Below are 12,479 nucleotides of genomic sequence, written 5' to 3'. Positions count from 1 at the left end.
TCTTAATCAGTACTGTTCGTCTTCGACGTAGGACTGGTCCTCATCAACGAGACCGGCTTCGAAGCCGGCAGGACTGTCCTTGAGGCTCAGGCCGAGCTCGTTGAGCTTCGCCTTGACCTCGTCGATCGACTTCGAACCGAAGTTGCGGATATCCATCAGATCGGCTTCGCTGCGAGCAACGAGCTCACCGACGGTGTGGATGCCTTCGCGCTTGAGGCAGTTGTAGGAGCGCACGGTCAGGTCGAGATCTTCGATCGCCAGCGCCAGGTCGGCGGCCAGTGCCGCGTCCACAGGCGAGGGTCCGATCTCGATGCCTTCAGCTTCGACGTTGAGCTCTCGAGCCAGGCCGAAGAGTTCGACCAGGGTCTTGCCCGCAGATGCGATGGCATCGCGCGGGGTCATCGAGGGCTTGGTTTCGACGTCGAGGACCAGTCGGTCGAAGTCGGTGCGCTGTTCGACACGCGTGGCTTCGACCTTGTAGGTGACCTTGAGAACCGGGGAGTAGATCGAATCGACCGGGATCCGGCCGATCTCTGCATCCGCGTTCTTGTTCTGAGCGCTCGAAACGTATCCGCGTCCACGTTCGATGGTCAGTTCCATGTCCAGACGACCCTCACCATTCAGCGTGGCGATGTGCAGGTCCGGGTTGTGGATCTCGACCCCGGCGGGAGCAGAGACATCGGCAGCGGTCACGGTGCCAGGTCCCTGCTTGCGCAGGTAGGCGACGACCGGTTCGTCGAATTCGGACGATACGACCAGGGACTTCAGGTTGAGGATGAACTCGGTGACATCCTCCTTGACTCCCGGTACGGTGCTGAACTCGTGGAGCACTCCGTCGATCCGGATGGACGTGACGGCGGCACCAGGGATCGAGGACAGCAGGGTCCGGCGAAGCGAGTTGCCGAGGGTGTAGCCGAATCCGGGCTCGAGCGGTTCGATGGCGAACCGTGAGCGGTTATCGGAGACGACTTCTTCCGTGAGCGTTGGGCGCTGTGCAATGAGCACGTGGGCTTCCTTTCAGCGAACATCCGCTATATGACGTTCGCACTGCACGTCATGGCTCTGCGGCCATGAAGAACGGTTCGGGTTATCTGGGAATCCGTTCTGCGACCGATGTCGGACAAGTGCCCGTCATCCGTTGCAGTTCCACGGAAGGATCAGCCGCGGCGGCGCTTGGGGGGACGGCAGCCGTTGAACGGAACGGGGGTGACATCCTGGATGGTTCCCAGTTCCAGGCCGGCGGCCTGCAGCGAACGGATGGCCGTCTCGCGGCCCGAGCCCGGTCCCTTGACGAACACGTCGACCTTCTTCAGGCCGTGTTCCTGTGCCCGGCGAGCAGCCGATTCAGCAGCCATCTGAGCGGCGTACGGGGTCGACTTGCGCGAACCCTTGAAACCGATCTCACCTGAGGAGGCCCAGGAGATGACAGCACCGGTCGGATCGGTGATCGACACGATGGTGTTGTTGAAGGTTGATTTGATGTGAGCCTGGCCGGCAACGATATTCTTCTTCAGCTTGCGGCGAGGCTTGCGCACTGTAGCGGCGCGTGACTTGGGAGGCATATGTCCTACTCCTGATCGAGGTGGTTGGCGCTGGCCAACCGGGTGAGCGTGTTACTTCTTCTTACCGGCCACGGTGCGCTTGGGTCCCTTGCGGGTACGCGCATTCGTCTTGGTCCGCTGACCGCGAACCGGCAGACCGCGGCGGTGACGCAGGCCTTCATAGCTTCCGATTTCGACCTTGCGGCGGATATCGGCGGCCACCTCACGACGGAGGTCACCCTCAACCTGGAATGTGCCCTCGATGTAGTCACGCAGCTGGACGAGCTCTGCGTCGCTCAAGTCCTTCACACGGGTATCAGGGCTGATTCCCGTTTCGGTCAGGGTCTGGCGCGCACGGGTGCGGCCCACACCATAGATGTAAGTCAAGGCGACTTCCACACGCTTTTCACGCGGGATGTCGACTCCGGCAAGTCGTGCCATGGGTACTGTCTCCTGTTGTTGTTTCGGAGGTGCTGATGCAGACCTGTCCTTGGTCTCCCAAGGTCTCCGGCCCCCGACCGGAGGTATCGTCCTGTGTCCGTTCCGCGGAAGCTCTCACTTCTCGCGGGTCCGAACGCAGATGGCGAGGTCTGCGCGGGTGTGGTGCTGCTGAAGCCCCTCTCGGAGGAGCCTCGATCTGCTCGGAACGAGCTGCTCAGCCCTGGCGCTGCTTGTGGCGCGGGTTGGAGCAGATGACGATGACCCGGCCGTGACGGCGGGTAATCTGGCAGTTCTCGCAGATCTTCTTGACGCTGGGCTTAACCTTCATCGTTTTTCCTTCTTTCGGTCCCTGCCCGGCAGGACAGGACGCGAATGATCGAAGATCCTTACTTGTAGCGGTAAACGATTCGTCCGCGCGAGAGATCGTATGGAGACAGCTCCACGATGACCCGGTCCTCGGGAAGGATGCGGATATAGTGCTGACGCATCTTTCCGGAGATATGTGCGAGCACCTTGTGCCCGTTGCTCAGCTCCACCCGAAACGATGCGTTCGGCAGAGCTTCGACAACGGTGCCCTCGATCTCAATGACCCCTTCTTTTTTGGCCATATCGTTCGCTAACCTCGTATTCCCGCGAAACCTTCGCGTTCGACGTAATCGTGTATCACCGACTCAGTGCCGGTGACCCCTCGGCCTGCCGTCCTCGTCACCACATGAAAAGGTGTGGATGGCAGAAGCCGCCCACAACTGGAAAAAGGTGAGTTGAATGAGAACAGACCAATCATCAACCCTACACTACGAAGAAAGATTCTTCCACACGGTGTTCGCTTCTGGGCGTGAAGTCCCTTACAATCCCATCCTCGCCGAGGCGGCCGACCACTCCCGTGACCGCTGAAGTCGAATGCACCCCGCCTTCGCCGCCGCGACTGCTAGCGTGAGAACCGCACCCGACGCAGTCCCCGAAGAGGAGTACACAGATGTCCGATTTCGATGCCATCACCGAGGAATCCCTGGTCACGAAGGGTGGGCGCAAGTGGTCGTCCTTCCCCGGTTCCATCGGAGCGTTCATCGCCGAGATGGACTTCGGGGTCGCACCCGCAGTGCGTCAGTCGCTGCAGACCATCGACGACCGCGACCTCTACGGCTACGCTCCTGCCGATCTCGTCGCCGATCTGAAGACCGCGACCTCGAGCTTCTGCTCCGAGCACTACGGCTGGCGCATCCCCGTCGGCCACATCGAACCGGCCAGTGACGTGCTGGCCGCGTTCCTCGGCGTGCTCACCCACCTCACCCCGTCCGACACTCCGATCGTGCTGCCGACACCGGCCTACATGCCGTTCTTCGACGTCGCGCGGGTGACCGGCCGCGAACTCATCGAAGTTCCGATGCTGCGCTCGGAATCCGGCTGGTCCCTCGATCTCGACGCCATCGCCTCGACCCTGACGCCCGGCGCGACGTTCGTCCTGTGCAATCCGCACAATCCGATCGGCAAGGTCTACACCGAGGCCGAGCTGTCGGCACTCGCGGACGTCGTCGAGGAAGCCGGAGCCCGCGTGTTCTCCGACGAGATCCACGCTCCCGTCGTCTATGCCCCTGCTCGGCACATTCCGTATGCTGCTCTCACCGAGGCGACCGCCGCACACACGGCGACCGCGACGGCTGCGTCGAAGGCCTTCAACATCCCCGGCCTCAAATGTGCTCAGCTCATCCTCACCTCTTCTGCCGACCGTGACGTCTGGGCCGAGAAGGGGCAGTTCGTCTCCGGTGCCGCCTCGAATCCGGGAATCCTGGCGACGACCGCCGCATACTCCCGTTCGAAAGACTGGCTGAGGGAGGTCAACGGCTACCTCAAGGGAAACCGGGATCACTTCACCGATCTCGTCGGCTCGCTGCTGCCGGGCGCCGCCTACATCGAACCGGAAGGCACGTATCTGGCGTGGCTGGATCTGCGCGGCTACGGCTTGGAGTCGGGCCTGTCCGATCTCATCCGTTCCCGCGCCGAGGTGGCCGTGACCGAGGGTCGCCTGTGCGGTGAGGTCGGGGCCGGGCATATCCGATTCAACTTCGCCCTTCCTCGTCCTCTGCTCACCGAGGCGGTTGAGAGGATCGCCCGGATCCTCTGAGCTTCGGACTGAGGCACGTCAGCATTCGGTGCTTCAGTGCTCGGGCAGCCATTCGATGAGGTCGAAAGAGGAGCTGGCTCCCGCACACTCGCGGATCTGCTGATCGAAGCGCAGATAGTACTCGAGATTGCACTGCTGCATGAGAGCGCGGAACCGCACGGCCGGCTGAGTGCCGTCGACGAGGGCCTCGGGCAGCAGCGGGTGGGTGATCACGGCACGGGCGATGTCAAAGTACAGATCGAAGAAGCCTCTCAAGCTCAGCTCCGGACATCCGGTTCCCGGCGCTGATCCGCCCGAGGTCAGTGCGTTCATGCGCTGCTCCAACGGAGGCAGTTGGGCGAGAGCGGAGTCGAGTTCGAAGGCCCGAGTCGTCATCCTGCGAGCCGCGGCGGTGGAGTCGGGTGTCAGCTCTCCCGCCTCGGACCAGCTGGGATCTGACATCTCGGGCAGCCGCGCCGACAGCTGAGCGGACCGGTCTGCGAAGCCGATGAGGATTCCCGGCCTCAGCTGCCTGTATCCCAGGCTCCGGGCAATATACTGCAGTCGGTCCCGCAGACCGCGCGAAGACTCCGGAACGGAATACAGCACAGTGTGGAAGCGACCCTCATAGTCCGGAAAGACATGGTCGCCGGCGATGTCGCCGAAGTCCGAGAGGATGTGTTCGCTCAGGCGGTAGACGGAGACCCGCCCGATTCGTTCGCTGCTGATGATGCCTCGTTGGACCATCCGCACGAGTTGATTGTGCACGCTCGAGGAAGAATACCCGTGCTCGCCCAACACACTGACGATGACGGGCCCCGGCAGTCCGCTCGCCTGCAGACACCCGAAAGCGGAGATCACATCGAAGGCGATACGTGTCATCCGATAGCGATCGCCCACATCTGTCCGACGTTTCGGGACATCGTGGACACTCGTCATGGCCAGATCCTACCGTGAAAACACAAGGATCGGTGCCGACAAGGACCGAGATCGCAGCGAAGCGACGAGGAGCCACGACATGGATGACGAGAAGCACTCAATCGATCAGCGCGCGTACCAGATGTCCCGCACATCGGGACTGCTGGCGGGGGCCATCACGGCCTTCATCGCCTTCTGCGCGTTCCAGATCTTCGGGTTCACCATCGCCGAGACCGCAACATGGATGTTCGCACTCGGGCTGATGGCTGCGTCCGGAACCTTCGCCGCCGTCTACTTCGTCGGCAGGTCGACCCTGAGGAGGCAGATGGCGGCCACCTGAGTTCGGGCTCGGGCCCCCTCCCCAAGGATCTCCCCTCAGATGCCGTTCGGAGGCACGGGAGCGATTCCGAACGGCGCCAATCCGGCTGCTCCCCCGTCGGCGGCCGTGAGTACCCAGACTCCCCCATCGTGGCGAGCCACGCTGTGTTCCCAGTGGCTCGCCCGTGAACCGTCTGCCGTGACGACCGTCCAGTCATCGGCAAGGGTCCGCGTGTCCGCGCCGCTGGTGGTGAGCATCGGTTCGATCGCCAGGCACATTCCGGGCTTGATCTTCGGGCCGTTCGAGCGTGCACGGTAGTTGAGCACCTCGGGAGCCATGTGCATGGAGGTGCCGATCCCGTGTCCGGTGAACTCCTCGACGAGACCCAGGTGGGGGAAGGAATCGGAGACGAAGTCATCGATGGCGTCTCCGATGTCGCTGACTTTCGTCCCGGTTGCGAACGCCGCGATGCCTGCCCACATGGCCGCCTCGGTGGCGGATGAGAGCTCACGATCGGCGGCAGTGCCCGCTTCGTCGCCGCCGACGATCATCGTCAGTGCGGAGTCCCCGTGGAAGCCGTCGACGATCGCGCCCCCGTCGATCGAGACGATGTCGCCGGCGTGGAGGACACGAGGCCCCGGGATGCCGTGGACGATCTCCTCGTTCACGGAGATGCACACGACCGCAGGAAATCCCTGGTAGCCCTTGAAGTTCGACCGTGCCCCGGCGGAGTCGATGACAGCCTCGGCCGCGGCGTCCACCTCGGCTGTGGTTGCCCCGGGAACGGCCGCGGACCGGGCCGCTGAGAGCACTTGTCGTGTCAGCTGCCCGGCCCGATGCATGAGCTCAAGCTCCGCGGGAGTCTTCAGCTCGATACGTGGTCCGAAGATCATCGAATGGTCGACAGGATGCGTTCGGTGATGTCTTCGACTTCACCGAGGCCGTCCACCTGGCGCAGAAGTCCGCGGCTGCGGTAGATATCGGTCAGCGGCTGCGTCTGCTCTTCGTACACATCGAGTCGGTGCCGGATGACGTCTTCGCTGTCATCGCTGCGGCCCTCGGTCTGAGCACGAGCGAGCAGGCGCGCGACAACCTCGTCGGTGTCGGCCGTGAGCTCGACGACGTGCTCGATGGCTTTGTCCTCGGCCGCGAGGATCCGATCGAGCTCATCGACCTGGGCACTGGTGCGGGGGTATCCGTCGAGGAGGAACCCATCGGCGGCATCATCCTGTGCCAGACGGTCGGCGACCATGGAGTTCGTGACCTCGTCCGGCACGTATTCGCCGGCATCCATATAGCGTTTGGCCAGCTTGCCCAGCTCGGTCTCACCCTTCACATTCGCCCGGAAGATGTCTCCGGTCGAGATCGCCGGGACGCCGAGCGCCTCGGACAGGCGGGCGGCCTGCGTTCCCTTGCCGGCGCCGGGAGGGCCGATCAGGATGATGCGTGAACTCATAAGGTGTCCTTCCAATGGGATGTCCGCTGAACGTCAGCGTCCGGTCATATCAGCGCAGCAGCCCCTCATAGTGGCGCTGCTGCATCTGCGCGTCGATCTGCTTGACCGTTTCGAGGCCGACGCCCACGACGATCAGCAGGGAGGTGCCGCCGAACGGGAAGTTCTGATTGGCGTTGATGAGCACCAGCGCGATCAGCGGGATGAGCGCGACGAAGGCAAGGTAGAGCGAGCCGGGGAAGTTGATGCGGCTGAGCACGTAGCTCAAGTATTCGGCGGTCGGGCGACCGGCCCGGATACCGGGGATGAAGCCTCCGTACTTCTTCATATTGTCCGCGACCTCTTCGGGATTGAAGGTGATGGCGACGTAGAAGTAGGCGAAGAAGATCGTCAGCAGGGCGTACACGGTGATGTAGAGCGGATGGTCACCGCGTGTGAAGTAGGTGTTGATCCATTCGACCCACTTCGATTCGGGATCGAAGAACTGCGAGACCAGGCTCGGCAGGTAGAGCACCGAGGAGGCGAAGATGACGGGGATGACACCGGCCATGTTCACCTTGATCGGAATATAGGTCGAGGTTCCGCCGAACATCCGACGGCCGACCATGCGCTTGGCGTACTGGACGGGAATCCTGCGCTGCGACTGCTCGACGAAGACCACGAGGGCGACGAGCACGAGACCCACGACCATGACGATGAGGAAGATGTCGACGCCCTGCTCGCGGAAGATCGCGCCGAGCGAGGAGGGGAAGGCCGATGCGACGGAGGTGAAGATGAGCAGCGACATTCCGTTGCCCACACCGTGTTCGGTGATCTGCTCGCCGAGCCACATGATCAGCCCGGTGCCTGCGGTCAGAGTCAGCACAAGGACCGCGATGCCCCACCAGGTGTCGTTGGCGATGAGGTCCTGGCAGCCTTCGACATTGCCGAAGAGCGCACCAGAGCGGACGGTCGCCACAAGCGTGGTCGAGTTGAGGATCGCAAGGCCGATGGTCAGGTAGCGGGTGTACTGAGTCAACTTCGCCTGACCCGATGCGCCTTCCTTGTGGAGGGCTTCGAAGCGCGGAATGACCACGCGCAGCAGCTGGACGATGATGCTCGCGGTGATATAGGGCATGATGCCCAGGGCGAAGATCGACAGCTGCAGCAGCGCGCCGCCGCTGAAGAGGTTGATCATGGCGAATCCGCCCTCATTGAGCTGAGGCGAAGCCACACATTCCTGCACCTTGGTGTAGTCGATGCCAGGCGAAGGAATGAACGAGCCGAGTCGGAAGATGACAAGAATGCCCAGGGTGAAGAGGAGTTTCTTCCTCAAGTCGGGCGTTCTGAAGGCCCTCCGGATTGCGCCGATCAAGCGTCCTCCTCGTTGGGGGATGAAAAGTCAGAGTCGTGGTCGCGACCTGGCGATTGAGACAAATACCTGCAAAAGACTACCAGGGTATGGCCTGCAGGCCGAAACCGACCAAGCCCGGTGCAGGGTCCGCTCAGGCTTCAGGTCCAGGGGGATTCGCAGCGGTCTCGGGCCGGATCACAGACCGTCTCCGTGACCTTTCCGAGCATGCAGAAGGGGGCGGCCACCGAAGTGACCGCCCCCTTTCCGGCGATGAGGCCGGGATACCGTCCGCGTGGAACGGATCAGGCCTCGTTGGCGCTTCCGCCTGCAGCCTTGATCTTCTCGGCTGCAGAGCCGGAGAACTTGTCTGCTGTGATGTTCAGGGCCACGGTGATCTCACCGGTGCCGAGAACCTTGACGGGCTGCTTTGCGCGCACAGCGCCCTTCTCCACGAGATCGGCGACGGTGACGTCTCCGCCCTCGGGGAACAGGCTGGACAGCTTGTCGAGGTTGACAACCTGGAACTCCACCTTGGCGGGGTTCTTGAATCCACGCAGCTTGGGCAGACGCATGTGCATCGGAGTCTGGCCGCCCTCGAAGCCGTGCGGAACCTGGTAGCGGGCCTTCGTGCCCTTGGTTCCGCGTCCGGCAGTCTTGCCCTTCGAAGCCTCACCACGACCGACGCGGGTCTTGGCGGTCTTGGCTCCGGGGGCAGGGCGCAGATCGTGCAGCTTCAGCGAGTCGTTGTTCGACATATCAATCGACCTCTTCCACAGTCACGATGTGGCGGACAGCGTTGATCATTCCCCGGATCTCGGGGCGATCTTCCTGCACCACAACGTCGTTGGTCCGCTTGAGACCGAGCGAACGCAGCGTGTCGCGCTGGCTCTGACGGTATCCGATTGCGGACTTGCGCTGAGTAATCTTGAGCTTTGCCATCAGGACTTCGCCCCACTTTCAGCGGCTGCTCGCAGCAGTGCGTGCGGAGCAACCTCGTCGACGGGCAGGCCACGGCGAGCCGCAACCTCTTCCGGACGCTCGAGGCCCTTCAGCGCGGCGATCGCGGCGTGCACGATGTTGATCGCGTTCGCCGAGCCCAGCGACTTGGACAGGACGTCCTGGACGCCTGCCGCATCGAGCACCGCACGAACGGGTCCACCGGCGATGACTCCGGTACCCGGAGCGGCCGGACGCAGCAGGACGACACCTGCGGCTTCCTCGCCCTGGATCGGGTGCGGAATGGTCTTCTGGATGCGGGGAACGCGGAAGAAGTTCTTCTTCGCTTCCTCGACGCCCTTGGCGATGGCGGCAGGAACTTCCTTCGCCTTGCCGTAGCCCATGCCGACCATACCGTCGCCGTCTCCGACCACGACGAGAGCCGTGAAGGAGAACCGACGTCCGCCCTTGACGACCTTCGACACGCGGTTGATCGTGATGACGTGTTCGATGAACTGGTTCTTGTCTTCACGGTCGTTGCGACCGCCGCGTCCACGGCCTTCGCCGCGTCCGCGACCCTGACCGCCCTGTCCACCCTGGCCGCGGCCACGGGAGGAACGGTCACCGCTGTTGTCGGTGCGGGTCTCAGCAGCTGCCTGCTGTTCCTTGTTCTCTTCAGTGCTCATAGGGCCAATCCTCCTTCACGGGCACCTTCGGCGATTGCCTGCACACGGCCGTGGTAGGCATTGCCTCCACGGTCGAAGACGACGGATTCGATTCCGGCGTCCTTGGCACGCTGAGCAACCAGCTCGCCCACCTTGCGGGCTTTGCCGGTCTTGTCGCCTTCGAATGTCCGCAGGTCGGCTTCCATGGTGGAGGCCGAGACCAGGGTCTTGCCGACGGTGTCGTCGATGACCTGGACGAAGACGTGGCGCGTGGAGCGAGTCACTGAGAGGCGAGGGCGCTCGGTCGTGCCGCTGACATGCTTGCGCAGTCGAGCGTGACGACGCTTGCGAGCAGCTGCCCTGCCTTTGCCGTAGCTTTCCTTCTTGCCAAAGGCCATCTTTACTTACCAGCCTTTCCGACCTTGCGACGGACGATTTCGCCGGCGTAGCGCACACCTTTGCCCTTATAGGGCTCGGGCTTGCGCAGCTTCCGGATGTTCGCAGCGGTCTCACCGACGAGCTGCTTGTCGATTCCGTGGACAGCGACCTTGGTCTGGCCGTCGACGCTGAAGGAGATTCCCTCCGGCGGTTCGACGACGATCGGGTGGCTGTAGCCGAGGGCGAACTCGAGGTTCGATCCCTTGGCCAGGACACGGTAACCGGTTCCGACGATCTCGAGGGCCTTGGAGTAGCCATCGGTCACACCGACGATCATGTTGTTGATGAGCGTTCGGGACAGTCCGTGCAGCGAACGCGATTCGCGCTCTTCGTCCGGACGGGCCACTGTGATGACACCGTCTTCGAGCGATACGGTGATCGGCTCGGCGATGGTGACGGACAGCTCGCCCTTAGGTCCCTTGACGGCGACATCCTGGCCGTCGACCTTGACCTCGACGCCGCTGGGAACGGAGATCGGGTTCTTGCCAATACGTGACATGTTCTTCTCTCCTTCCTTTACCAGACGTAGGCGAGGACTTCCCCACCCACACCCTTCTTGGCGGCCTGACGGTCCGTCAGGAGGCCTGACGAGGTCGACAGGATGGCGATGCCGAGGCCGCCGAGAACCTTGGGCAGGTTCGTGGACTTCGCGTAGACGCGCAGTCCCGGCTTCGACACCCGGCGCAGGCCGGCGATCGAACGTTCCCGGTTGGGTCCGAACTTCAGGTCCAGGAGCAGCGTCTTGCCGACTTCGGCGTCTTCGACGCTCCAGCCGGTGATGTAGCCCTCGGTCTTGAGGATCTCGGCGATGTTCGACTTGAGCTTCGAGAACGGCATGCTGACGTCCTCGTGATAAGCCGAGTTGGCGTTGCGCAGACGTGTAAGCATGTCTGCGACTGGATCAGTCATTGTCATTTGGGCACGTGCCCTTCCTCGTTACGGTTTCCGCCCACATGCTGTGCTTGGACCTGCAACGTAGCGATTATTTTTGCTTGAACGGGAACCCGAGGTGACGCAGCAGTGCACGTCCCTCGTCGTCGGTTGCCGCGGTGGTGACGACGGTGATATCCATACCGCGGACGCGGTCGATCCGGTCCTGGTCGATCTCGTGGAACATGGACTGTTCCGTGAGGCCGAAGGTGTAGTTACCGTGTCCGTCGAACTGACGATCCGAGAGTCCGCGGAAGTCGCGGATACGCGGCAGTGCCAGAGTGATGACGCGGTCGATGAACTCCCACATCCGGGCTCCACGCATGGTCACGTGGGCGCCGATGGGCTGACCTTCGCGCAGTTTGAACTGAGCGATGGACTTGCGGGCACGGGTCACGACAGGCTTCTGACCGGTGATCAGAGTCAGGTCGTTGATCGCGCCTTCGATCATCTTGGAATCGCGTGCTGCGTCACCCACACCCATGTTCACGACGACCTTGGTCAGACCGGGAACCTGCATGGGGTTGGCGTAGTTGAACTCATCCTGCAGCTTCGCAACGATCTCTTCACGGTAAATCTGCTTGAGACGCGGTGCGGGACGGCTGGTGGTTGTTTCCGTCATCAGATCTCCTCCCCGGTGCGACGCGAGAAGCGAACCCGAATGGTCTTGGTGCGACCGTCGCGTTCGACGCTCTCCTCGCGGTATCCGACGCGGGTGGGCTTGTTGTCCTTGGGGTCAACGAGCGCCACGTTGGACACGTGGATGGGGGCTTCGTGGGTCTCACGGCCACCAGCGGTGCCGCCGGCCTGAGTCTGCGTAGCCTTCTTGTGTTTGATCACGCGGTTGACGCCCTCAACGAGGACGCGGTTGCGTTCGGGGTAGACGGCAAGGACCTTGCCCTGCTTGCCACGATCGCCACCACGGGACTGCCGAGCGCCGGCGATGACCTGGACGAGGTCGCCCTTCTTAATATTGAGCTTGTTCGCCATGCTCACAACACCTCCGGTGCCAGGGAGACGATCTTCATGAACTTCTTGTCGCGGAGTTCGCGTCCCACGGGTCCGAAGATACGGGTGCCGCGTGGTTCCTCATCGTTCTTGAGGATGACAGCTGCATTCTCATCGAACTTGATGTAGGAACCGTCGGGACGACGACGTTCCTTGGCAGTGCGAACGATGACGGCCTTGACGACGTCACCCTTCTTCACGTTTCCGCCCGGGATTGCATCCTTGACGGTTGCCACGATGGTGTCACCGATCGAGGCGTAGCGCCGACCGGAGCCACCCAGGATCCTGATTGCCAGGATCTGCTTGGCGCCAGTGTTGTCGGCGACTTTGAGTCGCGACTCTTGCTGAATCACTATTTTCTCCTGTCGTCGCGCTGGTTCTCACGCCTTGAGCGCG

Annotated in this window: 20 protein-coding genes; 2 read left to right on the top strand and 18 right to left on the bottom strand. The window is 62.6% G+C overall.

Annotation, left to right across the window (positions count from 1 at the left end; genetic code table 11):
* Nucleotides 1-6: 6 nt before the first annotated feature.
* The 5 genes from QYM46_RS06140 to infA form a co-directional block, all read right to left on the bottom strand.
* Nucleotides 7-1,005: a DNA-directed RNA polymerase subunit alpha gene (locus QYM46_RS06140; protein ID WP_025777903.1), complete on the bottom strand. Its 999-nt coding sequence runs from the start codon at nucleotides 1,003-1,005 to the stop codon at nucleotides 7-9.
* A 152-nt stretch (nucleotides 1,006-1,157) separates the two neighbouring features.
* A complete protein-coding gene (gene rpsK / locus QYM46_RS06135) occupies nucleotides 1,158-1,562 on the bottom strand; it encodes a 30S ribosomal protein S11 (RefSeq protein ID WP_025777904.1) in 405 nt (134 codons plus the stop codon).
* A gap of 51 nt (nucleotides 1,563-1,613) precedes the next feature.
* Entirely contained in the window at nucleotides 1,614-1,982 is a 369-nt protein-coding gene (gene rpsM, locus QYM46_RS06130) for a 30S ribosomal protein S13 (RefSeq protein ID WP_025777905.1), read from the bottom strand.
* Between the two features lie 214 nt (nucleotides 1,983-2,196).
* Nucleotides 2,197-2,310, bottom strand: coding sequence for a 50S ribosomal protein L36 (gene rpmJ / locus QYM46_RS06125; protein WP_009884960.1), 114 nt, complete (start codon nucleotides 2,308-2,310; stop codon nucleotides 2,197-2,199).
* 58 nt (nucleotides 2,311-2,368) lie between these two features.
* Nucleotides 2,369-2,590: a translation initiation factor IF-1 gene (infA, locus tag QYM46_RS06120; protein WP_009379245.1), complete on the bottom strand. Its 222-nt coding sequence runs from the start codon at nucleotides 2,588-2,590 to the stop codon at nucleotides 2,369-2,371.
* 368 nt (nucleotides 2,591-2,958) lie between these two features.
* Here infA and QYM46_RS06115 point away from each other — a divergent pair, with 368 nt between their 5' ends.
* Entirely contained in the window at nucleotides 2,959-4,104 is a 1,146-nt protein-coding gene (locus QYM46_RS06115) for a MalY/PatB family protein (RefSeq protein WP_432791208.1), read from the top strand.
* Between the two features lie 33 nt (nucleotides 4,105-4,137).
* Here QYM46_RS06115 and QYM46_RS06110 read toward each other — a convergent pair whose 3' ends face one another.
* Nucleotides 4,138-5,022: a PaaX family transcriptional regulator gene (locus tag QYM46_RS06110; RefSeq protein ID WP_169251736.1), complete on the bottom strand. Its 885-nt coding sequence runs from the start codon at nucleotides 5,020-5,022 to the stop codon at nucleotides 4,138-4,140.
* 79 nt (nucleotides 5,023-5,101) lie between these two features.
* On the opposite strand from QYM46_RS06110, the gene QYM46_RS06105 reads away from it, so the two are divergent.
* Nucleotides 5,102-5,341: a hypothetical protein gene (locus QYM46_RS06105; protein WP_169251735.1), complete on the top strand. Its 240-nt coding sequence runs from the start codon at nucleotides 5,102-5,104 to the stop codon at nucleotides 5,339-5,341.
* Nucleotides 5,342-5,376: 35 nt separating this feature from the next.
* Here the strand turns inward: QYM46_RS06105 and map are convergent, their stop codons facing one another.
* The 12 genes from map to rplN all read right to left on the bottom strand — a co-directional run bounded on the left by map (nucleotide 5,377) and on the right by rplN (nucleotide 12,436).
* Nucleotides 5,377-6,213, bottom strand: a complete 837-nt coding sequence (gene map / locus QYM46_RS06100; RefSeq protein WP_432791207.1) for a type I methionyl aminopeptidase — start codon at nucleotides 6,211-6,213, stop codon at nucleotides 5,377-5,379.
* Nucleotides 6,210-6,776 (bottom strand): adenylate kinase, encoded by a 567-nt coding sequence (locus QYM46_RS06095; RefSeq protein ID WP_169251733.1) that lies wholly within the window; start codon nucleotides 6,774-6,776, stop codon nucleotides 6,210-6,212. The genes map and QYM46_RS06095 overlap by 4 nt, the downstream gene beginning before the upstream one ends.
* A 49-nt stretch (nucleotides 6,777-6,825) precedes the next feature.
* Nucleotides 6,826-8,127 (bottom strand): preprotein translocase subunit SecY, encoded by a 1,302-nt coding sequence (gene secY, locus QYM46_RS06090; protein ID WP_432791206.1) that lies wholly within the window; start codon nucleotides 8,125-8,127, stop codon nucleotides 6,826-6,828.
* Between the two features lie 281 nt (nucleotides 8,128-8,408).
* Nucleotides 8,409-8,861 (bottom strand): 50S ribosomal protein L15, encoded by a 453-nt coding sequence (gene rplO, locus QYM46_RS06085; protein WP_025777913.1) that lies wholly within the window; start codon nucleotides 8,859-8,861, stop codon nucleotides 8,409-8,411.
* 1 nt (nucleotide 8,862) lies between these two features.
* Nucleotides 8,863-9,045, bottom strand: a complete 183-nt coding sequence (rpmD, locus tag QYM46_RS06080; protein ID WP_025777914.1) for a 50S ribosomal protein L30 — start codon at nucleotides 9,043-9,045, stop codon at nucleotides 8,863-8,865.
* Nucleotides 9,045-9,728 carry a 30S ribosomal protein S5 gene (gene rpsE, locus QYM46_RS06075; RefSeq protein ID WP_025777915.1) on the bottom strand — a complete coding sequence of 228 codons (684 nt, stop codon included), beginning with the start codon at nucleotides 9,726-9,728 and terminating at the stop codon, nucleotides 9,045-9,047. Before rpsE ends, rpmD begins: the two co-directional genes overlap by 1 nt.
* Nucleotides 9,725-10,105, bottom strand: a complete 381-nt coding sequence (rplR, locus tag QYM46_RS06070) for a 50S ribosomal protein L18 (RefSeq protein ID WP_025777916.1) — start codon at nucleotides 10,103-10,105, stop codon at nucleotides 9,725-9,727. The genes rpsE and rplR overlap by 4 nt, the downstream gene beginning before the upstream one ends.
* Before the next feature lie 2 nt (nucleotides 10,106-10,107).
* The gene (gene rplF / locus QYM46_RS06065; protein ID WP_025777917.1) at nucleotides 10,108-10,644 is read right to left on the bottom strand and encodes a 50S ribosomal protein L6; all 537 of its coding nucleotides are present in this window, start codon (nucleotides 10,642-10,644) and stop codon (nucleotides 10,108-10,110) included.
* A gap of 17 nt (nucleotides 10,645-10,661) precedes the next feature.
* Entirely contained in the window at nucleotides 10,662-11,060 is a 399-nt protein-coding gene (gene rpsH, locus QYM46_RS06060; RefSeq protein ID WP_025777918.1) for a 30S ribosomal protein S8, read from the bottom strand.
* 67 nt (nucleotides 11,061-11,127) lie between these two features.
* Nucleotides 11,128-11,697 (bottom strand): 50S ribosomal protein L5, encoded by a 570-nt coding sequence (rplE, locus tag QYM46_RS06055; RefSeq protein WP_169251731.1) that lies wholly within the window; start codon nucleotides 11,695-11,697, stop codon nucleotides 11,128-11,130.
* The gene (rplX, locus tag QYM46_RS06050; protein WP_092015649.1) at nucleotides 11,697-12,065 is read right to left on the bottom strand and encodes a 50S ribosomal protein L24; all 369 of its coding nucleotides are present in this window, start codon (nucleotides 12,063-12,065) and stop codon (nucleotides 11,697-11,699) included. The genes rplE and rplX overlap by 1 nt, the downstream gene beginning before the upstream one ends.
* A gap of 2 nt (nucleotides 12,066-12,067) precedes the next feature.
* Nucleotides 12,068-12,436 (bottom strand): 50S ribosomal protein L14, encoded by a 369-nt coding sequence (gene rplN, locus QYM46_RS06045; protein ID WP_025777921.1) that lies wholly within the window; start codon nucleotides 12,434-12,436, stop codon nucleotides 12,068-12,070.
* Nucleotides 12,437-12,479: the final 43 nt, after the last annotated feature.

It is taken from the genome of Brevibacterium sp. K11IcPPYGO002, from assembly GCF_050920635.1.
Taxonomy (GTDB): Bacteria; Actinomycetota; Actinomycetes; order Actinomycetales; family Brevibacteriaceae; genus Brevibacterium.
The sequence above is the reverse complement of the archived record's forward strand: the minus strand, read 5'-3'. Positions and strand labels throughout refer to the sequence as shown.

What these genes read in the sequence shown, in the direction of transcription:
- rpsE (WP_025777915.1), bottom strand. Translation starts at nt 9,728, where the DNA reads ATGAGCACTGAAGAGAACAAGGAACAGCAGGCAGCTGCTGAGACCCGC.
- QYM46_RS06110 (WP_169251736.1), bottom strand. Translation starts at nt 5,022, where the DNA reads ATGACGAGTGTCCACGATGTCCCGAAACGTCGGACAGATGTGGGCGAT.
- rpsK (WP_025777904.1), bottom strand. Translation starts at nt 1,562, where the DNA reads ATGCCTCCCAAGTCACGCGCCGCTACAGTGCGCAAGCCTCGCCGCAAG.
- QYM46_RS06095 (WP_169251733.1), bottom strand. Translation starts at nt 6,776, where the DNA reads ATGAGTTCACGCATCATCCTGATCGGCCCTCCCGGCGCCGGCAAGGGA.
- infA (WP_009379245.1), bottom strand. Translation starts at nt 2,590, where the DNA reads ATGGCCAAAAAAGAAGGGGTCATTGAGATCGAGGGCACCGTTGTCGAA.
- rpmD (WP_025777914.1), bottom strand. Translation starts at nt 9,045, where the DNA reads ATGGCAAAGCTCAAGATTACTCAGCGCAAGTCCGCAATCGGATACCGT.
- rplR (WP_025777916.1), bottom strand. Translation starts at nt 10,105, where the DNA reads ATGGCCTTTGGCAAGAAGGAAAGCTACGGCAAAGGCAGGGCAGCTGCT.
- rplE (WP_169251731.1), bottom strand. Translation starts at nt 11,697, where the DNA reads ATGACGGAAACAACCACCAGCCGTCCCGCACCGCGTCTCAAGCAGATT.
- QYM46_RS06115 (WP_432791208.1), top strand. Translation starts at nt 2,959, where the DNA reads ATGTCCGATTTCGATGCCATCACCGAGGAATCCCTGGTCACGAAGGGT.
- rplF (WP_025777917.1), bottom strand. Translation starts at nt 10,644, where the DNA reads ATGTCACGTATTGGCAAGAACCCGATCTCCGTTCCCAGCGGCGTCGAG.
- rpmJ (WP_009884960.1), bottom strand. Translation starts at nt 2,310, where the DNA reads ATGAAGGTTAAGCCCAGCGTCAAGAAGATCTGCGAGAACTGCCAGATT.
- rpsH (WP_025777918.1), bottom strand. Translation starts at nt 11,060, where the DNA reads ATGACAATGACTGATCCAGTCGCAGACATGCTTACACGTCTGCGCAAC.
- map (WP_432791207.1), bottom strand. Translation starts at nt 6,213, where the DNA reads ATGATCTTCGGACCACGTATCGAGCTGAAGACTCCCGCGGAGCTTGAG.
- rplX (WP_092015649.1), bottom strand. Translation starts at nt 12,065, where the DNA reads ATGGCGAACAAGCTCAATATTAAGAAGGGCGACCTCGTCCAGGTCATC.
- rplO (WP_025777913.1), bottom strand. Translation starts at nt 8,861, where the DNA reads ATGTCGAACAACGACTCGCTGAAGCTGCACGATCTGCGCCCTGCCCCC.
- QYM46_RS06105 (WP_169251735.1), top strand. Translation starts at nt 5,102, where the DNA reads ATGGATGACGAGAAGCACTCAATCGATCAGCGCGCGTACCAGATGTCC.
- rpsM (WP_025777905.1), bottom strand. Translation starts at nt 1,982, where the DNA reads ATGGCACGACTTGCCGGAGTCGACATCCCGCGTGAAAAGCGTGTGGAA.